The 19,713-nt window shown below is 38.7% G+C and carries 20 protein-coding genes; 13 read left to right on the top strand and 7 right to left on the bottom strand.

All coding sequences use genetic code 11. The features are described from left to right. Together ligA and ftn are read left to right on the top strand one after the other, a co-directional pair. A complete protein-coding gene (gene ligA / locus RFH42_RS11220; protein ID WP_308975699.1) occupies window positions 1–2,034 on the top strand; it encodes an NAD-dependent DNA ligase LigA in 2,034 nt (677 codons plus the stop codon). 330 nt (window positions 2,035–2,364) lie between these two features. Next, window positions 2,365–2,829 (top strand): heteropolymeric bacterioferritin subunit Ftn, encoded by a 465-nt coding sequence (gene ftn, locus RFH42_RS11215; protein ID WP_308975698.1) that lies wholly within the window; start codon window positions 2,365–2,367, stop codon window positions 2,827–2,829. A gap of 65 nt (window positions 2,830–2,894) precedes the next feature. Here the strand turns inward: ftn and phoA are convergent, their stop codons facing one another. Beyond that, window positions 2,895–4,346 carry an alkaline phosphatase gene (gene phoA, locus RFH42_RS11210; RefSeq protein ID WP_308975695.1) on the bottom strand — a complete coding sequence of 484 codons (1,452 nt, stop codon included), beginning with the start codon at window positions 4,344–4,346 and terminating at the stop codon, window positions 2,895–2,897. 282 nt (window positions 4,347–4,628) lie between these two features. Continuing rightward, window positions 4,629–5,198, bottom strand: coding sequence for a peroxiredoxin (locus RFH42_RS11205; RefSeq protein ID WP_308975694.1), 570 nt, complete (start codon window positions 5,196–5,198; stop codon window positions 4,629–4,631). Window positions 5,199–5,318: 120 nt separating this feature from the next. Here RFH42_RS11205 and RFH42_RS11200 point away from each other — a divergent pair, with 120 nt between their 5' ends. The 5 genes from RFH42_RS11200 (at window position 5,319) to bioD (ending at window position 10,000) form a co-directional block, all read left to right on the top strand. Continuing rightward, window positions 5,319–6,035, top strand: coding sequence for a hydrolase (locus tag RFH42_RS11200; protein ID WP_308975692.1), 717 nt, complete (start codon window positions 5,319–5,321; stop codon window positions 6,033–6,035). A gap of 98 nt (window positions 6,036–6,133) precedes the next feature. Further along, complete coding sequence (gene bioA / locus RFH42_RS11195; RefSeq protein ID WP_308975691.1) at window positions 6,134–7,423, top strand: adenosylmethionine--8-amino-7-oxononanoate transaminase; 1,290 nt, start codon at window positions 6,134–6,136, stop codon at window positions 7,421–7,423. Next, window positions 7,414–8,571, top strand: coding sequence for an 8-amino-7-oxononanoate synthase (locus RFH42_RS11190; RefSeq protein WP_308975689.1), 1,158 nt, complete (start codon window positions 7,414–7,416; stop codon window positions 8,569–8,571). The genes bioA and RFH42_RS11190 overlap by 10 nt, the downstream gene beginning before the upstream one ends. 8 nt (window positions 8,572–8,579) lie before the next feature. Further along, window positions 8,580–9,359 carry a malonyl-ACP O-methyltransferase BioC gene (gene bioC, locus RFH42_RS11185; RefSeq protein ID WP_374990834.1) on the top strand — a complete coding sequence of 260 codons (780 nt, stop codon included), beginning with the start codon at window positions 8,580–8,582 and terminating at the stop codon, window positions 9,357–9,359. Next, the gene (gene bioD, locus RFH42_RS11180; RefSeq protein WP_308975686.1) at window positions 9,356–10,000 is read left to right on the top strand and encodes a dethiobiotin synthase; all 645 of its coding nucleotides are present in this window, start codon (window positions 9,356–9,358) and stop codon (window positions 9,998–10,000) included. The genes bioC and bioD overlap by 4 nt, the downstream gene beginning before the upstream one ends. Window positions 10,001–10,063: 63 nt before the next feature. On the opposite strand, the gene rluB is transcribed toward bioD, so the two are convergent. Genes rluB through RFH42_RS11165 form a run of 3 tightly spaced genes read right to left on the bottom strand, consistent with a single transcriptional unit; the run spans window position 10,064 to window position 12,529 of the window. Further along, on the bottom strand, window positions 10,064–11,113 hold the full coding sequence (gene rluB / locus RFH42_RS11175) for a 23S rRNA pseudouridine(2605) synthase RluB (RefSeq protein WP_308975685.1): 1,050 nt from the start codon (window positions 11,111–11,113) through the stop codon (window positions 10,064–10,066). A 40-nt stretch (window positions 11,114–11,153) separates the two neighbouring features. Further along, window positions 11,154–11,741, bottom strand: a complete 588-nt coding sequence (gene scpB, locus RFH42_RS11170) for an SMC-Scp complex subunit ScpB (protein WP_308975684.1) — start codon at window positions 11,739–11,741, stop codon at window positions 11,154–11,156. After that, complete coding sequence (locus tag RFH42_RS11165) at window positions 11,738–12,529, bottom strand: segregation and condensation protein A (protein WP_308975683.1); 792 nt, start codon at window positions 12,527–12,529, stop codon at window positions 11,738–11,740. Before RFH42_RS11165 ends, scpB begins: the two co-directional genes overlap by 4 nt. A 792-nt stretch (window positions 12,530–13,321) precedes the next feature. On the opposite strand from RFH42_RS11165, the gene RFH42_RS11160 reads away from it, so the two are divergent. Beyond that, complete coding sequence (locus RFH42_RS11160) at window positions 13,322–14,875, top strand: class I SAM-dependent methyltransferase (protein WP_308975682.1); 1,554 nt, start codon at window positions 13,322–13,324, stop codon at window positions 14,873–14,875. Window positions 14,876–14,962: 87 nt separating this feature from the next. Here RFH42_RS11160 and RFH42_RS11155 read toward each other — a convergent pair whose 3' ends face one another. Then, window positions 14,963–15,580 carry an L-threonylcarbamoyladenylate synthase gene (locus tag RFH42_RS11155; RefSeq protein WP_308975680.1) on the bottom strand — a complete coding sequence of 206 codons (618 nt, stop codon included), beginning with the start codon at window positions 15,578–15,580 and terminating at the stop codon, window positions 14,963–14,965. Between the two features lie 83 nt (window positions 15,581–15,663). Next, entirely contained in the window at window positions 15,664–16,326 is a 663-nt protein-coding gene (locus RFH42_RS11150; protein WP_308975679.1) for an elongation factor P hydroxylase, read from the bottom strand. 97 nt (window positions 16,327–16,423) lie between these two features. Between RFH42_RS11150 and RFH42_RS11145 the strand changes: the two genes are divergently transcribed. The 5 genes from RFH42_RS11145 (at window position 16,424) to acpP (ending at window position 19,429) form a co-directional block, all read left to right on the top strand. Further along, window positions 16,424–16,981 carry a YceD family protein gene (locus RFH42_RS11145; RefSeq protein ID WP_308975678.1) on the top strand — a complete coding sequence of 186 codons (558 nt, stop codon included), beginning with the start codon at window positions 16,424–16,426 and terminating at the stop codon, window positions 16,979–16,981. 74 nt (window positions 16,982–17,055) lie between these two features. After that, window positions 17,056–17,241, top strand: a complete 186-nt coding sequence (rpmF, locus tag RFH42_RS11140) for a 50S ribosomal protein L32 (protein ID WP_004723964.1) — start codon at window positions 17,056–17,058, stop codon at window positions 17,239–17,241. 147 nt (window positions 17,242–17,388) lie between these two features. Further along, window positions 17,389–18,375: an ACP S-malonyltransferase gene (fabD, locus tag RFH42_RS11135; protein WP_308975676.1), complete on the top strand. Its 987-nt coding sequence runs from the start codon at window positions 17,389–17,391 to the stop codon at window positions 18,373–18,375. Further along, window positions 18,372–19,106: a 3-oxoacyl-ACP reductase FabG gene (gene fabG / locus RFH42_RS11130; RefSeq protein WP_308975675.1), complete on the top strand. Its 735-nt coding sequence runs from the start codon at window positions 18,372–18,374 to the stop codon at window positions 19,104–19,106. The genes fabD and fabG overlap by 4 nt, the downstream gene beginning before the upstream one ends. A gap of 86 nt (window positions 19,107–19,192) precedes the next feature. Next, window positions 19,193–19,429, top strand: a complete 237-nt coding sequence (gene acpP, locus RFH42_RS11125) for an acyl carrier protein (protein WP_016655185.1) — start codon at window positions 19,193–19,195, stop codon at window positions 19,427–19,429. Window positions 19,430–19,713 lie beyond the last annotated feature (284 nt).

Below are 19,713 nucleotides of genomic sequence, written 5' to 3'. Positions count from 1 at the left end.
ATGCAAACTACAACGGTCCTGATGCAAATGCGTCGACTAATTCAAATTATTGCACAGCATAACCACGCTTATTATGTGATGGATCAGCCGACAATCGAGGACAGTGAGTATGATCATTTATTTCACCAGCTAAAAGCACTGGAACAAGAACATCCAAATTTAATTCAATCAGATAGCCCAATATCAAAAGTGGGTGGTCAAGCATTAAGTAAATTTGAAACAGTGGTGCATCATGTGCCTATGCTATCGCTTGGTAATGTTTTTAACCAAGAAGAGTTATACGCTTTTGCTCATCGTCTTGAAGAGCGTTTGCCTCAACAAAAAATTGAGTACGATGTTGAACTTAAATTTGATGGTCTAGCGATATCACTTTGGTATGAAGATGGCATACTGACTCGTGCCGTGACGCGAGGAGATGGGGAAACTGGTGAGCTCATTACACAAAATGTTCATACCATTCGTAATTTGCCTAAGGTATTAAGTAGCGACAATTTGGAAATTCCAGCACTACTTGAGGTTCGTGGGGAAGTACTCATGCCTAAGGCTGGCTTTAATAAGCTCAATGCTGAACAAGAAGCCAAAGGGGATAAAACTTTTGCAAATCCACGTAATGCTGCTGCTGGGAGTTTAAGACAACTTGATCCACAAATTGCAGCATCTCGCCCTCTTGCATTTTATGCTTATGGAATTGCGCAATGTGAACCTTTGCATGATTTAACAACGATGTCGGCCAGTTTGCAATGGTTACACCAATTGGGGTTTGCAATTGGTGAATTACATTATGTTTGTGACAGCATTGAACAGGTTCAGCAACGTTATGAAGAAGTACAACAAAAACGTCCTGATTTAGCAATTGAAATTGATGGAATGGTCATCAAGGTTGATGATTTAAAACAGCAGAAACAGCTGGGTTTTTTGAGTCGTGAACCACGTTGGGCAACTGCTTATAAATTTCCTGCTGTTGCGGCATTAACCACTCTAGAACAGATTGATTGGCAAGTAGGACGTACAGGTACATTAACGCCAGTTGCACGTTTAACGCCAGTTGCTGTAGGTGGGGTCACTGTTTCTAATGTAACTTTACATAATATTGGTGAAATTCACCGTTTAGATGCACGTGTAGGTGACACGGTAAGTGTGTATCGAAGTGGGGATGTTATTCCTAAAGTTGAAAAGGTTTGGGCTGATTTGCGTTTAGCTGATCAGGAATATCAAATTGTGAGTTTACCTAGCCAATGTCCAGTATGTGCTTCACCTGTGGTGATGCCAGAAGGTGAAGCACTAGCCCGTTGTTCTGGTGGTTTATACTGTGCGGCTCAACGCATAGAGGCAATACGTCATTTTGTCTCACGTAAAGCAATGGATATTGAAGGCTTAGGTGATCGTTGGGCAGAATCATTATTGAACCTACAATTACTTGATAATGTTGCTGATATCTATCATTTGCATGAGCATCGTGAGCAAATGTTGGGTATAGAGAAAATGGGTGAAAAATCTGTACAAAACCTATTAGATGCAATTGAGATCAGTAAGAAAACCACTTTAGCTGCTTTTATTTATGCACTCGGAATTCGTGGAGTCGGTGAGACAACGGCTCGAATGCTAGCAAATACTTTTCAAACTTTAGAAGCATTAAGACAGGCAGATGTTGAGGGTTTGAAAAAAACACCTGATGTTGGAGATATTACGGCCGAGTGGATTTTTGACTTTTTCCAAGCAGAACATAATCTTGAAGTTGTTGAGCGTTTGATTGCGGCTGGCATTCATTGGGATGCACCGATTGCACCGACACGTCAGCCCTTAAATGGTGAAAGTTGGGTAATCACTGGGACCTTAAGTCAATTGAGTCGTGATGAGGCAACTCAAATGTTACAAGCATTGGGAGCACGTGTCAGTGGAAGCGTATCATCAAAAACGAAATGTTTGGTTGCTGGTGAAAAGGCGGGTTCTAAATTAGAAAAAGCCGAAAAACTCGGCATTCGAACAATGAGTGAAGAGGAATTCTTAGCTTTTATTGCGTCACATCAAGTTTAAACCGCTTATGATTTTTCGGTAGAGTAAAGAGGGTTGAGACTTACTCTATCAATAAAAAACTTAGTTTCTTCTTATTTAGGGTGAGAGATTGAGAGTGAGGTTGTATATGGTTACAAAAAAAAATACATCGTTTTGTGCTTTAAAACGTATGGTAACTTTCTACAAAATTGCCTCAACAGCTTATTTTCCTTACTAAAAATTAACTGAGTATGAAGCGAAATGCGTATGTTTCTCATTTTTATTTTATAAAAATCATAAACTTACGCATCTTTATTTTTGCATTCATTGGCAAATATGTTCATACTATTTGAAAAAATTGGAGAGAGCTCTATGCGTGGGAACCCAGAGGTGATTAATTATCTCAATATGTTGATTGGTGGTGAGCTTGCCGCCCGTGATCAGTATTTGATTCATTCACGTATGTATGAAGATTGGGGACTATCTAAAATTTATGAACGAATTGACCATGAAATGCAAGAAGAAGCACAACATGCTGATGCGTTGATTCGTCGTGTATTGTTTTTAGAAGGCACTCCGAACATGCAACGTGAAGATGTTGATGTCGGTACCGATGTTGTTTCTTGTTTGAAAGCCGATTTAAAACTTGAATATCACGTGCGTGAACAATTGGCACAAGGTGTTAAGCTATGTGAAGAGCATGGTGATTACATTAGCCGTGATATTTTACGTCAACAAATGGCAGATACTGAAGAAGACCATACTTATTGGTTAGAAAAACAAATTCGTCTGATTGAATTGGTTGGTTTACAGAATTATATTCAATCGCAAATGTAAACAACACAATGCAAAAAAGCAGTTCTTAGTGAACTGCTTTTTTATTGGAAGGATACGTTTAGGGATTATTTAATACCTAACGCGTTACGCATAATGAAGTACAAGTCTGTTTGGTCTAGTAAACCAGAAACGTTGGCAGCGTGTGGGCCATATGCTGCGGTACGAACTTGTGCACCTGTATGTTGCTGTGAACCTTCTTTGGTTGTCGCATAGTTGATGGTCATATCAGCATTGTCTTTAGTTAAAAGTTTAACGGTTTTACCAGGACTCGTGCTATCGTTTGGAATGATTTGGCTAGTATGAGCATGGTCTCCAGTAACAATGATCAATGTATCTGGATTTTTCTTAGCAAACTCTAAAGCAACTTGAATTGCTTCGTCCAGCTGTACTGTTTCACCAATTTGACCACAAGCATTTGCTGCGTGGTTTTGTTTATCAATAGAACCACTTTCAACTTGTAAGAAGAAGCCTTTTTGATTGGCTTGTAGTAACTCAATCGCTTTTGCAGTCATATCTTTTAGCTTCGGAGTAGAAGCGGTGAAAGCTGCGTTTGGTACGCATTTTTGTGATGGTAAAGTGTTACCGTTAAGAGTAGATTCAGGTCCACTCCAGATTACAGGTAAATTCCCTTGCGCAAATAAACCAAGCAAAGGTTTATTTTGGTCAGCAGATTGTACTTTTTTCAAATCTTCAAGTTTGTCGACGACTTGATAACCCATTTTTTTAGCTTGGCCAAGTAAAGTCATGCCTTTGTATGCGCCAGCTGTTACTGTTTCATCAAAAGTTTTGGCACCACCACCCAGTGTTACATCGGCTTTTGTAGTCAGCAATTGTTCAGTAATCGAACCTGGTCCATTGTTTTCAAGAGCGAAGTTTTTGCAGTCATTTAATGTTTTAGCAGGACCATAGCAGCTACGTTTATTGATTTGAGCAACAAGTGCTGCTGGTGTAGCATCTTGCAATTCTGTTGTCGTGACGTTACCTGTTGCATAACCTGCTGCTTTGGCAATTTTCAGAATAGATGTTTTTTTATTATCTTTAATATCTACACCTAAAGCACCGTTGTAGGTTTTAGTTCCTGTTGCCCAAGCAGAAGCAGAAGCTGCTGAGTCTGTGACATAATCAATATTACTATTTGTTTTATCTAGAGAGTAAGTGGTATATGCACCTGTGAATGGTAATACATCGAGGCCTTTAAAATAGCCTGCTGCACCTTCAACATAGTTACGTGCAGAGGTAATTTCTGATTCACTTGTACCATCGCCAATGAATAAAATAACGTGTTTAACTTGACGGTTATTAATAGAAGCTTTAAGTGCTTCAGCACGGTCAGCTTTTAAACGTGTAGCACCACCAAACTCAGCAATATCACCTTTGCTGCTTGGGTCGAGCAAGGCACCATTTGACGCTGGTGGGGTGACAGGTTTTTCAGGACCTGTAGTGGTAGAGTCTTTATCATCATTACAAGCTGTCAATAATGCAATCAGTACAGGTAATAAAAGGAGTTTAAATTTCACTAGTGGACCTCAGGTATTTGTTTTAATGGCCCGAATGTAATGAATTAATGTGACAGAAAGTTCTCAGTTTTATGAAGAATTTATGTCAATAAATAAGAGGAGTGGTTAAATCAATTTAAATTGATTAATTTTAAAAAAGTTAAATTTATTCGAATAGTTGTGAAATTGTGGGTTTAAGTGAAAAAAAATTAATCATCATTGAAATAGAGCTGATCTTCCTTGATCTAGCCTATTGTATTGGATCTACTCATTAGAGTTGAGCAGTATTTTTGCTGATCACTTTTAAGGGGTTTTGAGGCGCTGAATGTCTTTGAGAATTTCAGCCGCATGTGATTGTGTGTTTACACTGGTGTAGTGGTATACAACAGTACCAGCTGGATCAATTAAAAAACTTTCTCGTTTTGCAATTTTGACGAAACCAAGATTTTTAACTAGCCCGTATTGACCTGCAAGTTGTTGTTGATCATCGGCAAGTAAAGCAAATGGGAGGTCAAGTTTTGTTGAAAACTTTTGGTGGGACTGAACATTATCTAAACTCACACCTAAGATGACTGCATTATTTTTTACAAATTCAGGATAGAGGCTTTTAAACTGATTGGCTTCTTGGGTACAACCTGGCGAGTTATCTTTAGGATAAAAATACAATACCAGCCATTTGCCTTTATATTGTTTTAGTTCATGCCATTGCTGATTTTGGTCTTGTAATTTAAATTGTGGAGCTGCTTGGCCAACCCATTGTTTCTGCTGTTGCTCAAAAGCATTCAATGGATTGCTTTCAGCGTGGGCTTGAGTATAAGGTGCTAAAATTAACCCACATAGGGCAGCAAGAATAGTAGAGTTCAGTTTTTTCATTAGTTGCTACCATGGGTAAGAAATTGCGTTAAATATTAGCAAAATTTGTGGGTAAATGGAGTGTTGAGATAATGGATAATACTTGGGAAGAGGTAAGTTTTATTGTGAATGGCGAAAATGATGTTAAAACGTATTTTATTGATTAGTGGTTGGGGTGTTGGGCCTGAAGTATTGGCAAACTTTGTGGATGCTCTAAGGCAGCAACAATTTCAAGTTACCCTGATCAATATTTTTAATCCTGATGATCCTGTTGAGCATAAACAGTATGTTGAACTTGCGCAGCAATATGATGTGTTAATGGGGTGGTCTTTGGGGGGGCAGTTGGCAAGTGTTTTAGCCAATGCAGTATGGCAATTAACAGGTGAAGCTAAGATTTTGATTACGCTAGCGTCAAATCCCTGTTTTGTACAAAACGAGTATTGGCAAAAAGCGATGCCTCGGACAGCATTTTTAGCCTTTCAACAATCTTATATAGATGATGCAAATGCGTGTATAAAACGATTTAGTTACTTGATTTGTCAAGGAACTCCTCAAGTAAAACAAGATTGGTTAACTTTGCAAAGTTTGATGAAGCGACAAGATTTTGCACAAATGAAGCAAGGTCTAGAAACCTTAAGCCAATTAAATACGGTGGAGATCTTGCAAAATTATGTGGGCCAGCAGTTTCATTTTCTTGCTCAACAAGACCAATTGTTAACTCCTCAAATAGCCACAGATTTGCGTAATTTAGCTGCAAAGTTCTTAAAAATAATTCTAGTAGATGGCTCGCATGCCTTTCCTGTGACAAATCCAGAGCCAAGTGCAGAGCAAATTGTGCAAATATGTCAACAACTCTAGTCAGATCAGTCAATATTTGGATGTTATCGCAATTTATTTTTATTATTCGCTGGCGTATGATCAAAATACATTTGTAGTAACGAAGAATAGTGTTCAGGATGACCGACGAATTTGATTTGAAACATATATGGCATCCCTATACATCAATGACTCAACCATTGCCAAGTTATAAAGTAAAACGTGCATATGGTGTAAATATAGAGTTGGATGATGGGCGTACGTTAATTGATGGTATGGCTTCATGGTGGTGTGCAATTCATGGTTATCATCATGCTGAACTAGATCAGGCGGTGACAGCGCAATTACAGTCGATGTCGCATATTATGTTTGGTGGATTAACACATCAACCTGCCATTGATTTGGGGAAAATCCTGCTTGAGATTACACCTGAACCATTGGATAAAATTTTCTATGCCGATTCAGGTTCTGTTGCTGTCGAAGTTGCGCTTAAAATGGCAGTGCAGTATTGGACAGCTCAAGGAAAAACAACAAAAACTAATTTTATCACTACACGCTCTGGGTATCATGGTGATACATGGAATGCAATGTCGGTATGTGATCCTGTTACAGGTATGCATCAAGTCTTTGGTGCAAGTTTAGCGCAACGTATTTTTGTGCCTGCACCTAAAACAGCTTTTGATCAGCCTTGGGACCCAGATGATATTCTTGAATTAGAGCAGACACTTGCTGAGCAGCATCAACATATTGCGGCATTCATTATTGAGCCAATTGTTCAAGGTGCTGGAGGGATGCGTTTTTATCATCCCGAATACTTGCGTCAAGTAAAACGGTTGTGTGATCAATACAATATTCTATTAATTTTTGATGAAATTGCGACTGGTTTTGGTCGTACAGGTAAGTTGTTTGCATGGGAGCATGCCCAAGTTGTGCCAGACATTATGTGTATTGGTAAAGCACTTACAGGTGGCTACATGACTTTGTCTGCAACCCTGACAACAACTCACGTTGCTGAAACTATTAGTCGTGGTGAGGCTGGTGTCTTTATGCACGGACCAACGTTTATGGCCAATCCCTTAGCATGTGCCGTTGCTATCCGTAGTACCGAATTGTTATTGTCGCAAGATTGGTCGACTCGAGTTCAAGACATTTCAGCACAGTTATTACAAAAACTCAGTCCATTAAGTCAATTTGCTCATGTTCAACAGGTTCGTGTACTGGGTGCAATTGGTGTGGTTGAACTGAAACAAGCAGTGAATATGCAAGTCTTACAACAGCAGTTTGTTGAGCATGGTGTATGGATTAGACCCTTTGGTAAATTGGTTTATCTAATGCCACCTTATATTATTAGTGAAAAAGAATTAGATTATTTGCTCGATCAAATCGTTAAAGTGGTGAGTCAAATGGATGTAGAGCAACAATGCAATTAATCGATCATTATGCTGCACAATTAGAAAGTCTTAAACAACAGGGCAATTTAAGACAGTTTACTCAATTTCATCAACAAGGACGTCAGATTGAGATTGCAGGGCGTAGCATGCTCAATTTAGCATCGAATGACTATTTAGGCTTAGCTGCAGATGAGAAGCTTAGAGAAGCTTTTTTTGATCAGACACCTACTTCAGAAAGAGTAATGAGTAGTAGTTCGTCCCGCCTATTGACAGGCAACTTTGCTGCTTATGAATATTTTGAGTATAGTTTATCGCAGGCTTTTCATGGTCGTGCCGCCTTATTATTTAATAGCGGTTATCACATGAATATTGGGATTTTACCTGCGATTAGTGATGGGCGTACTATAATTTTGGCCGACAAACTTGTACATGCCAGTATGATCGATGGTATTCGTTTATCAAGTGCCAAATATATACGATTTCGTCATAACGATATGCTGCACTTACAGCAATTACTTAAACGTTATCAAGATGATGGTAATTTTGATCGTATCATTGTTGTGACTGAATCAATTTTTAGTATGGATGGTGATGAGACTGATCTAAGTCAACTTGTCCAGTTAAAAAGACAGCATAATAAAGTCATGCTCTATGTTGATGAAGCACATGCCATCGGTGTTCGCGGTGCGAAGGGGCTAGGATGTGCTGAGCAATATCAAGTGATTGATGATATTGATTTCTTGGTGGGCACGTTTGGTAAAGCCTTGGCCTCTGTTGGAGGTTACTTGATTTGTCATCCTGTATTGCGTGATTATTTAATTAATCATATGCGTCCTCTTATCTTTAGTACTGCTCAACCACCTATATGTATGGCTTGGACTCAATTTATTTTTGAGCATATGCAGCAGCTTCAGCAACCAAGACAACATTTACAGGTACTGAGTCAATTTTTACAACAACAATTACATAACAAGGATTATTTTTGTCCATCAACAAGCCACATTGTGCCTGTTATTATTGGTGATTCGAAAGATACCGTTGAACGAGCTAAACAGTTACAGCAGATTGGTTTTTATGTCATGCCAGTTCGACCACCAACTGTACCACAGCTGAGTTCTCGTTTAAGAATTTCATTAAATGCAATGATTTACCAACAAGATTTAGAGCAGTTGCTTAAGTATTTGTGAGACATTTAGTGAAAATTGATTCTTTAAGCATTGCTCAGCGTTTTGCTAAAGCAGGGGAAAGTTATCATCAGCATGCAGTTGTTCAGAAACAAATTGCATTTAACTTGGTACAACTCATGCAGCAAAATTTACCACAGCCTATTTCAGGTCATTATTTAGAAATTGGCTGTGGTTCGGGGCATCTAAGTCATTTATTACTTAGTGCAACTCAACAGTTTAAGATTGATAAATATTATTGCAACGACTTATATGAAGAGGTACAACAGCATTTTACCGTAGACCCTCGGATAAAATGGCTTATTGGTGATATTGAGCAATTGGTTTTACCACAAGCATTACAACTGCTGATTTCCAGTTCAGCATTACAATGGATGCAAGATATTGATGCTTTATTTTCGAAAATACATACTGCACTAGCACCGCAAGCTTTTTTTTGTTTTTCGAGTTTTAGCCAAGATAATTTAAAACAAATCAAAGCCCTTACTGGTCAGGGCTTAGACTACTTGAGTCTTTCTCAGTGGCAGGCAAAGCTTGAGCAGCATGGTTTTGAAGTCATGGTGTTACAAGAGCAGGTTGAGCATATATATTTTTCCCATCCGCTTGAGATATTGAAACATTTGAAGGCGACAGGGGTAACAGCAACTTCACAGCATTATCGTTGGACGAAGCAATCTCTACAGCAGTTTTATTTAAATTATGAAGATTTTGCTGTGGCGAATGTACAAGGGCAATTGCAGTATCCGCTGACTTATCATCCATTTTATTGTATTGCACGGAGAACAACATGACAGGTGTGGTTTATTTTGTCAGTGGCATAGATACTGGTATAGGCAAAACATACACTACAGGCTATTTGGCTAAACTTTGGCGTGAACAAGGTCAAAATGTAATCACACAGAAGCTCGTTCAAACTGGTAATGTAGGGTTTTCAGAAGATATTGAACAACATCGTGCAATGATGGGAGTTGCAGCATTCCCAGAAGACCATGAATATCTGACCATGCCTGAGATCTTTAGTTATCCTGCTTCACCTCATTTGGCTTCTCAAGTAGATGGTCGTGCTTTAGATTTTCATAAAATTCAACAAGCAACGGCTACACTTGTTGAGCGTTATGAGGTGGTATTGCTCGAAGGAGCTGGTGGTTTAATGGTGCCACTAACCACAGAACAGCTCAGTATAGACTATATTGAACAGCAAAAGTTAGCAGTGATTTTAGTGAGTTCTGGGCGTTTGGGGAGTATAAATCATACTTTGTTAAGTCTAGAGGCACTACAGTGCCGTAAAATTCCACTCTATGCTTTGGCTTATAACCTGAATGATGAATCTCAAGATGCTTTAATCTCTAAAGATACAGCATGTTATTTAAAAAATTATTTGCAGAAACATTTTCCTGATGCACTTTGGATTGATATACCTGTGATGAACTGATTCACACAATAAAAAAGCCACGATCAAATTTGATCGTGGCTTTTTGGTACTTTAGGGCAGAACTTAGTATTTTTTAAAGCCTTTTTTCAGTACTGAAGATTTACGTTGAACGAAAGGTTTTTCTCGTTCATTGGTATTTGTTTGCTGCTCAGATGAGTAATTGCCCTGATAGCCTGTCTGTGCTTGTTGTTGAAAGCCACCACGATTTTGTTCATAGCGTGGGCGCTGTTCACGACGTGAACCATCAACATCTTGATTTTGTTCGCTATCACGACGTTGTTGACGTAAATAACCGCCACGACGAGCAGCTAAAGGCTTCTCTTGCATACGTTCAGTACGGCGTTTTGCCATACCAAAAAGACCCGTACCTTGGCGTGGTTTTAGATCAACCATTTTGCTTAGATTATCAATATCTGTTTTATCAAGCTCAGTCCAGCGACCTGTACGAAGTTCGCGCGGTAAAATAACTGTTCCATAACGTGTACGTAATAGACGACTTACTTTGAGACCTTGTGATTCAAAGATACGACGAACCTCACGATTACGACCTTCTTTTACTACAACTTGATACCAACGGTTAATACCATCACCACCAATTTCGGTAAATGATTCAAACTTCGCTGGGCCATCATCTAATTCAACACCATTGAGCATGGTTTGGCGGATTTTAGGTGTAACTTCACCCATAACACGCACAGCATATTCACGCTCAACTTCATTGGATGGATGCATTAGACGATTGGCAAGTTCACCGTCATTTGTAAACAGTAATAAACCAGTACTATTGATATCAAGACGACCAACCATGACCCAACGATCATTGGCAAGCGTAGGTAGATGCTCAAATACCGTTGGACGGTTTTCAGGGTCGTTACGTGAACAAATCTCACCTTCTGGTTTGTAATAGATGAGTACACGACGACGGATTTCGTCCTCAATTTGAAATTGAACTTTACGACCATCGATGCGAAGCTCATCACCAGGTTCAATACGTTCACCAACTTGAGCAATTTGCCCATTGACACTAACGCGACCAGCAGCAATAACTTCCTCCATATAACGGCGAGAACCTAAGCCAATTCGCGCTAACACCTTTTGCAATTTTTCACTCATGACAGATAACCTTAGAAGTAATCATCTACAGACCGCCTATTTAAGACCTAGATGCGAATGCATCTAAAGCATTAAATGCTTCCTTGGCATCCTGTAGGGGGGGCAGTTGGTCTAACGACATTAGACCAAATGCATTTAAAAAATGTAACGTTGTCACTAACAACGCAGGTCGACCTGGAATTTCTCTAAATCCAGATTCCTTAATCCAATTATGTTCAAATAACATTTTTAGTAGTTGGCTGTTATTTGAAACCCCACGTATTTGCTCTATGTCCGCACGAGTAACTGGCTGGTGATAGGCAATAACGGCTAAAGTTTCCAATAGTGATGGGGATAATTTATTCGGTCGTTCAGGCCACGTTTGTGCAATAACTGAACGATATTTGCTGCGCACTTGAAAGCGATAGCCTTGAGCTGTTTCAATGAGTTCCACAGCGCGATTATGTTGCATTAAAGCCAGTTGTTGTAAAAACTGTTGAAGTTGCGTCTTACTATACTGTTGTTGAAAAGCTTCTTTAAGACGCGCCAAACTCACAGGGGCATCACTGGCAAAAATAATCGCTTCGAGTTGCATAAGGATATCATGATGCTGTTCATTTGCATCATTAAATTGTGCATTGACAGTCATATTAACACGCCTTGAATTGCAAGTGGAGCTTCTATTCCAGAGGAAATAATAGAAACTTTTTGTTGTCGTGTAAGCTCTAGAACAGCCATAAAAGTGACAACCATACCTAGGCGACCTTGGCTGGGTTTAAGTAAATGTTCAAATTGCAATACTCCACCTTGGCTCAGAAGTGTTTCAATATATGCGATCCGCTCTTCCAAATGTACAGCTTCTTGTTCAATTTTATGAACTACAGGTTCGGGGCGATGAAATACACAAAGCATAGCTTCATGTAGTAGATCAATAGAATAACCTGTTTCTAGTTGTACTATTGCCCCTAATGCGACGTTAGTATTAAAAGTATCTCGTTCTAATACGGGTAATTTACCGAGATAGTCTGCTGCTTGTTTGATACGTAGGTATTTTTCTAAACGATCAATTAATTCCTGTTTAGGGTCTTTTTCAATATCTGGTAACTTAGGCTTAGGTAAAAGTAAGCGTGACTTTAAGTCAGCTAATAACGCAGCCATCACCATATAGTCTGCGGTCAACTCAATGTTGAGTGACTTCATCTGCTCCATATAGGATAAGTATTGTGCGGCAATAGGCGCAATTTCTAGTTGTAATAAGTCAAAACCATTTTTTTGTATGAGGTAAATGAGAAAATCAAGTGGTCCTTCGAAATTTTCCAGCAAAATTTCGAATGCAGCAGGTGGGATGTATAAATCCTCAGGGACAGTTTCTTGCCACTCATCTAAAACACGGATGTGTGATGCTCTGTCCGTTGTACTCTGGATTGCTTGAGTCATTACAGTTTTATTGCTACTTGATTTGCATTTTGTGTTGAAGTCAAAGCGAGTGATTACTTATAAAATGGGCATGCTTTGGGCAACAAACATATTAAGTTTAAGTTACGCAAAAAATCCCACCCATTTTAATGGAAAATTACAGTTGAAGAAATTACTAAAACTGTAAAAAGCTAAAAAAAATAAAAAATATCGAAGATCTTTTCTTTTTTTAAGTTAATTTGTTTATAAAATAAACACTTTATGTGCTTGGGTGTTATTTATTTCACATTGAAATCTACTAAGTCACCTGCTGAAAAAAGATTTAAGCCAAGAAAGTTGCTGCTAATGATACATTGTAACGTAATATATGATACGTGTTATATGTCGCGTATAGCAGGAAAAACACAAAAAAATGAATTGATTAGTAGTAGGCTGTTTGAAGTGTTATAACACAGTTGTATATAAGCTCATAAATACTAAGCGGTTTTAAGAAAAATATTTTAAAAGTATGCTGCATACTACACTGAGATTGTGACATCGATTTTTTAAACTAAAAAAACTAAGGCATGTTTCTAGTCATGCTGTTGAATAAATACATACGAATAAGACTCGAGATGGTGTTTTTGATGTGAATGATAAAGTCAATTTACTTACATTAATCTTTGATTTTTACTATTATTTTTTCTATTCATTTAAATATTTATTGAGTAATATCTAGGCATTATAAACATGAACACCATGTCTAATTATTAATAATTAATTGCTCATTCAAAATAATAGGTAGCAGTTAAAATTTGAACTAGAGGTGATAAAGTGAATACTGCTTGGAATAATGGGTACCAAACGACTGTAAATTATACATATGGTTACTATCGAGATTTGAGTCCAAATTATCAACGGTTCTGTATGCTGCTAAGGGGTGTGGATTGCGCTATAACTGATCAGGAACACACTCATTGTGAATTGGGTTTTGGGCAGGGGGTAAGTGTAAATATACATGCAGCATCTTCAGATGGCCTATATTGGGGGACAGATTTTAATCCAGCACATGCAGCCCACGCTCAAAAAATGGCGGCACAATGTGGGATAAAACATCAGTTTTTTGACGATAGTTTTGAAGAGTTTTTAAATCGCGAAGATTTACCTCAGTTCGACTCAATCAGTTTGCATGGTATTTGGAGTTGGATTAGCTATGAAAATCAACTTATTATTTTAAAATTCATCCGAAAACAATTAAAAGCCAGTGGTATTGTTTACATCAGTTATAACTGTTCTACAGGGTGGGCAGCAAACATGCCGATCCGTGAATTGTTTTATAGTCATTATAAATTTAATGGGAAAAGTAATAACCCAACGCAGAAAGTGAGTGATGCACTTGAATTTAGCCAAGCGCTTTTTGACCAACAGCCTTTATTTTTGCAAAGACATCCATTGGCTAAACATAAATTAGACGACTTAAAAAAACAAAATCCAAACTATTTACTGCATGAATATTTAAATCAGGACTGGCAGTGTTTTTCATTTCAGCAAATTGTACGTTTATTTGAAGATATTAAATTAAGTTTTGCGGGCTCAACAGATTTATCAACTTTAATTAATGAAATTCACCTAAATCAAGAGCAAAGAGAGTTTATTGATCAAATTGAGCATCCTATTTTTAAAGAACAATGTCGTGATTATTTCGTTGCCAATCAGTTCCGCCGAGATCTTTATGTACGAGGCAAAACTGATTTAAGCTCATTGGAAGTGAAAGAAAGATTAAGAAATACACATTTTATTTTTTTAACAACAATAGAAGCTTTACCCAGCACAATACAAGGGGTGCTCGGTTCTTTTGATTTAATTCATGATGTGTACGTGAAAATTGCTCAGCAATATGTGAAGCATAAGTATCGTCCAATCACGTTAAAGCAATTAGAAGAGAGTACAAATCTCAGCTATAAACAATTGTTAGATTCACTCGTTATTCTTTGTTATTTGGGTTTTGCCCAGCCTTGTCTAGATCAGATGCCCTCATCAAATACCTTGCACAAGTGCCAGTCTTTAAACCGTTATTTGGTGACTCAGGCTAAATTTCATAATAACTATCAAGTATTAGCAAATCCTTTAACGGGTATGGGGCTAGTTTATAATCAGTTTGAATTGTTAACTTTTTATGTCTACTTTATTGAAAAAATAACGGATAAGAATGGCATAACGCAGCGATTACAATTGATTTTTGATGATTTAGGGATGGTGTTGGTTGGTGAGGAAAATCAGCCTGTTGCTGATCGTGATGAAAATATGGCCTTATTAAATAAACAGATAGAATTATTATTTGATCGACAGAAGATTGATATTGTGAAGCAATTAAAACTCTTTGCTTAGGTCTAATAGTTTGTTGTTTTGAGTGCAATAAACCTAGTGCTTCAACAGAGAGTACTCGGTTTATTGCTGTATATAGGAATGTTTTATTTACTCAAAATGGCTCACATCACCAACACCACGCCTAATAATTTCTGGTTGATCTCCAGATAGGTCAATAATACTGGTCGTGGTTAAAGTTCCTAGGCCTCCATCAATAAATACATCAATCCGTTTTTCGAGTTGTTGTTCAATGTCATAAGGATCATCGAGTGGATATTCTTGGCCTGGTAAGATAAGTGTACTCGTTAATAATGGCTCACCCAATTCTTGCAGTAACATTTGACAAATGGGGTTACTTGGAATGCGAAGTCCAATGGTTTTTTTCTTAGCATGCATTAAGCGTCGTGGTACTTCACTGGTTGCTGGTAAAATGAATGTTGTCACTGCTGGCGTATTGGCTTTAAGTAGACGGTACATGGCATTGTCCACCTTCGCATACGTCGCAATTCCTGAGAGGTCTGCACAAAGTATTGCGTATTGATGTTTGTTACCAAGATCGCGAATTTGTGCAATACGATCCATCGCATTTTTATTCCCAATTTGACAACCAATTGCGTAGGCCGCATCCGTTGGGTAAATCACTACATCACCAGCACGGATTCGCTCAACGGCTTGACTGATTAAACGCGGTTGAGGATTGTCAGGATGTATTCTTAAGTGCAACATAATTTATGCTCCTGATGTGAGCGCTGATTGCTAACTCAGTGATTCACATGGGTTAATATTTGCACCATTATATCGTAAGTGGGTTAATTTAACATTTCACGACTAAATTCACATGCACTTAAAGGTTTACCTTGTCGTGTTGATAAGCAAATAAGCTGAATAAATTTAGCTGCATCTCGTGGTAGAGTCGCTTGACCTGAGAAATATTTGTCTACTTGAGCAAAAACATTATCTTTAAAGCTTTCACCTTGACCTGCTTCTCCTGTTAAGTTGTCTAGAGAAACACGGAATTTTCGTGCAAAGGCTGTGGCGAACATCCATTCAATTGCTTGCGGTACAATTTCTACTTTTTCAAAAAGTTGTTGTTGTTCAGCACTACGTCCATCTGGTGCATACCAGTATCCTAGATCAGGAAGTGTGCGACGGTGAGCACCAGCAATGCTCCAATGACTGATTTCATGCAGTGCACTATTGAAAAAACCATGGGCAAATTGAATGCGTGCTGGTTCAGTTAGTGTTGCTGGGAAATATTCAGGTTCAAAATCTCCACGCACTAAATGTACATTATGGTATGAAAACCAATGATTAAAGTGTAGAATGAGCCAATCTACTTGCTGCTGTTCTGTATGTTGATTTGCCCAAACAGCCAAAATTTGTTGTGCTGATTTTGGTGCATAATCCTTATGGTGTATAGGATTGCAGTCAGTTGATGTTATGACTTCAGCTTGCTTTTGCAACAGAGGCATGACTCGATTTACCCAAATGATCTGTTTAAAGAAGTACAAAATTGTATCTTAATCTTTGACAGAATAGCGATGAATTTGTAGAATTGCCGCCTTAATTATGTCAGCAAATACCTTTCCGGCACAGATTGAGCCGTTTAAATGGGCTGAACAAGGTTATTCATGGTCAGGAAATCTGCCCTTGTCTCGTTTTGTTCGTATTGCCCGTGAAGCTGTTGGACCAATTGATGATCAATTGATCAACATAGACTGTAAGCTATCAATGGATGCGTTTCATCGCATTGTGTGGCTTAGTGGTCGTTGTGAGACCCATGTTCCTATGGAGTGCCAACGTTGTTTGGAGCCTGTGGATATTGCGCTTGTTTCAGACTTTCACTTAGCCCTCATCGATGATGAGTCACTGATAGAGCGCTTGGATGAGGATGCTGATTTCATCGTCTTAGGTGAAAGTGAAGCAACAACCAAAGGGGACTATAGTACTCCTGCAACTGTTGATTTACTGTCACTGCTAGAAGATGAATTATTATTGTTGTTGCCTTTGTCACCTAAGCATACTGCTTGTGAACATAAGCACCAACCAGCCGAAGAAGAAGTTGTCGAAGAAAAACGAGATAATCCGTTTGATGTTTTGGCAGGTTTGAAAGGCAAACTGAGTTGATTTGTGTTAGACTACCGCGCTGGCATGATTCAATTTTTTTGATCCCATTTTTTCGATCTTTGTAAGGAGCCATCATGGCCGTTCAGCAAAACCGTAAAAGTCGCTCTCGCCGTGACATGCGCCGTTCACATGACGCTTTAACCGAGAATGCATTAACTGTAGACCAAACTACAGGTGAAACTCATCGTCGTCACCATGTGACTAAAGACGGTTTTTACCGTGGTCGTCAATTATTCGCTAAAGCAGCTGATGCTGAATAATTGTTGAAGCATTAAGCGTCAAGCTTAGTGAAAAAAAATGGGAGCGTAAGCTCCCTTTTTTTTGTTGTATTTCGCAATTAAAAAGTCTGGAATTCCGTGGTAAATTTCCGCATCGGAAACGAAAATAGATAATAGAAGGGACGTTATATGTCTGCTCAACAACTCGATCACACTGCTCAGGCTCAGAAAACTGCATTTATGTTTCCAGGTCAAGGCTCACAAAAGGTCGGAATGCTTGCTGAACTCGCAGAACAATTTCGCGGAATTCAAGAGACTTTTGCTGAAGCCTCAGATGCCGTTGGTTTTGATTTGTGGAATATTGCTCAAAGTGGTGAGGGTTTAGATCAAACAGAGAACACCCAACCAGTTTTATTGACTGCAAGTGTGGCGTTATGGCGTTTATGGTATGAACTTGGCGGTTTAGCACCAAAATTCCTTGTAGGTCATTCACTTGGAGAATATAGCGCGCTAGTTGCTGGTGGTGCAATGCGTCTTGGTGATGCGGCTAAATTGGTTAATTTACGTGGACAATTGATGCAATCAGCAGTACCTCAAGGTGAGGGTGCAATGGCAGCAATTTTGGGCTTAGATGACGCTAAAGTGGTAGAGCTTTGTCATCAAGCTACGTTAAATGGGGAGGGTGCCGTTGAAGCCGCTAACTATAATGCAGCGGGTCAAGTGGTTATTGCAGGTTCTAGTGCACTTGTACAAGTCGTGATGCTTGAAGCAAAGGCACAGTCTGGTAAAGCAATTGCATTACCTGTTTCTGTACCATCACATTGCTCACTTATGAAACCAGCTGCAGAAAAATTTGCTTTGGCTTTGGAACAAACTGCCATTGAGCTACCTAGTATTCCTGTAATACAAAATGTCAATGCAGCGGTTGCTACAGATGTAGCGCAATTACGTAGTGCATTAACCGCTCAGCTCTATCAATCGGTACAATGGACCAAAAGTATGCAGTTCTTACAAGATCAAGGCATTCAATATGTTGCTGAATGCGGTCCAGGAAATGTACTTGCAAATATGGCAAAACGTTTACCACAGATTGAAAAAGCTTTCCCATTAGATACACAAACTCGTATAGAAGATGCATTGAATGCCATCTTAGTGGCTGAAGGAAAAATTGCATGAAACAAGAACGTAAAGTCGCGTTAGTGACTGGAGCAAGTCGTGGTATTGGTGCTGCGATTGCGCAACAACTAATAAAAGACGGTTTTTTTGTTGTTGGCACAGCAACATCAACGGCTGGTGCTGAGAAATTAACGACTCAATTTGCTGAGCAGGGTGTTGGTGCTGTACTTGATGTACGTGATGGTGACGCGATTAATGATCTCGTTACTCATATTGAAGAACAATATGGCGCAGTAATGGTGTTGGTGAATAATGCTGGTATCACCAAAGATAATCTATTGCTACGTATGTCAGAAGATGACTGGGATGATATTTTAAATATTCATTTAAAAGCAGTATTCCGTCTATCTAAACGTGTTTTAAAAGGTATGACTAAAGCACGTTTTGGGCGCATTATTAATATTAGTTCAGTGGTTGCCCACTTTGCTAACCCAGGTCAAGCAAACTATTCTGCTGCTAAAGCTGGGATCGAAGCATTTAGTCGCAGTTTGGCAAAAGAAATGGGTAGCCGTCAAATTACGGTAAACTGTATTGCGCCTGGCTTTATTGCGACAGAAATGACTGAACAACTGAGTGAAGACATCCGTAAAAAGATGAATGATCAAGTTGCACTCAACCGTTTCGGTGAACCACAAGATATCGCAGATGCGGTAAGTTTCTTGGCTTCAGAGAAGGCAAGCTATATTACCGGTAATGTTTTACACGTAAATGGTGGTTTGTTTATGGCTTAATGTCATGGATAAACTATGAAAATTTTCAATATTCAATTAAACTACGGCCATGAAAAACGCCGCCACAAGCAATGAGGAGAATTCCTGTGAGCGATATCGAACAACGCATTAAACAAGCTGTTGCAGAACAACTCGGTATGAAAGCTGAAGAGATCAAAAACGAAGCATCTTTTATGGATGACCTAGGTGCTGACTCTCTTGATCTTGTTGAGTTAGTTATGTCTTTCGAAAATGACTTCGACATCACTATCCCTGATGAAGATTCTAACGAAATCACAACTGTACAATCTGCAATTGATTATGTAAGCAAAAAACTTGCGTAATTAATGCTGTAGACATTTTGTCTACAATTGAGGCTGCCTGTAAAGGCAGCCTTTTTTATACATTATTTATCCGATGGAGCGTAAAACCTCATCGTTCAGGATGAGGATATAAGTGACTGGCGTAAGCCATATGACATATTTCGTCGCTTAACCTTATGTTATAAGGCTTTTGGCATATTAAATTGCTATAATTTGGCTATGAAAACCCTTAAATTACGCATAAAAGACAAACATTGTAAGATGCTAGATCAGCTCGCATCAGAGGTTAATTTTGTCTGGAACTA

The organism is Acinetobacter rudis (assembly GCF_031157835.1).
Classification (GTDB): domain Bacteria; phylum Pseudomonadota; class Gammaproteobacteria; order Pseudomonadales; family Moraxellaceae; genus Acinetobacter; species Acinetobacter rudis_A.
This window is presented reverse-complemented; position numbering and strand designations above follow the sequence as displayed.

Excerpts from the sequence above, each read along its gene's own strand:
- RFH42_RS11205 (WP_308975694.1), bottom strand. The coding sequence starts at position 5,198 with ATGAAAAAACTGAACTCTACTATTCTTGCTGCCCTATGTGGGTTAATT.
- rluB (WP_308975685.1), bottom strand. The coding sequence starts at position 11,113 with ATGAGTGAAAAATTGCAAAAGGTGTTAGCGCGAATTGGCTTAGGTTCT.
- RFH42_RS11155 (WP_308975680.1), bottom strand. The coding sequence starts at position 15,580 with ATGTTGCACTTAAGAATACATCCTGACAATCCTCAACCGCGTTTAATC.
- RFH42_RS11165 (WP_308975683.1), bottom strand. The coding sequence starts at position 12,529 with ATGACTCAAGCAATCCAGAGTACAACGGACAGAGCATCACACATCCGT.
- RFH42_RS11200 (WP_308975692.1), top strand. The coding sequence starts at position 5,319 with ATGTTAAAACGTATTTTATTGATTAGTGGTTGGGGTGTTGGGCCTGAA.
- ftn (WP_308975698.1), top strand. The coding sequence starts at position 2,365 with ATGCGTGGGAACCCAGAGGTGATTAATTATCTCAATATGTTGATTGGT.
- RFH42_RS11190 (WP_308975689.1), top strand. The coding sequence starts at position 7,414 with ATGCAATTAATCGATCATTATGCTGCACAATTAGAAAGTCTTAAACAA.
- bioA (WP_308975691.1), top strand. The coding sequence starts at position 6,134 with ATGACCGACGAATTTGATTTGAAACATATATGGCATCCCTATACATCA.
- rpmF (WP_004723964.1), top strand. The coding sequence starts at position 17,056 with ATGGCCGTTCAGCAAAACCGTAAAAGTCGCTCTCGCCGTGACATGCGC.
- RFH42_RS11150 (WP_308975679.1), bottom strand. The coding sequence starts at position 16,326 with ATGCCTCTGTTGCAAAAGCAAGCTGAAGTCATAACATCAACTGACTGC.
- bioD (WP_308975686.1), top strand. The coding sequence starts at position 9,356 with ATGACAGGTGTGGTTTATTTTGTCAGTGGCATAGATACTGGTATAGGC.
- fabD (WP_308975676.1), top strand. The coding sequence starts at position 17,389 with ATGTCTGCTCAACAACTCGATCACACTGCTCAGGCTCAGAAAACTGCA.
- ligA (WP_308975699.1), top strand. The coding sequence starts at position 1 with ATGCAAACTACAACGGTCCTGATGCAAATGCGTCGACTAATTCAAATT.
- fabG (WP_308975675.1), top strand. The coding sequence starts at position 18,372 with ATGAAACAAGAACGTAAAGTCGCGTTAGTGACTGGAGCAAGTCGTGGT.
- RFH42_RS11145 (WP_308975678.1), top strand. The coding sequence starts at position 16,424 with ATGTCAGCAAATACCTTTCCGGCACAGATTGAGCCGTTTAAATGGGCT.
- scpB (WP_308975684.1), bottom strand. The coding sequence starts at position 11,741 with ATGACTGTCAATGCACAATTTAATGATGCAAATGAACAGCATCATGAT.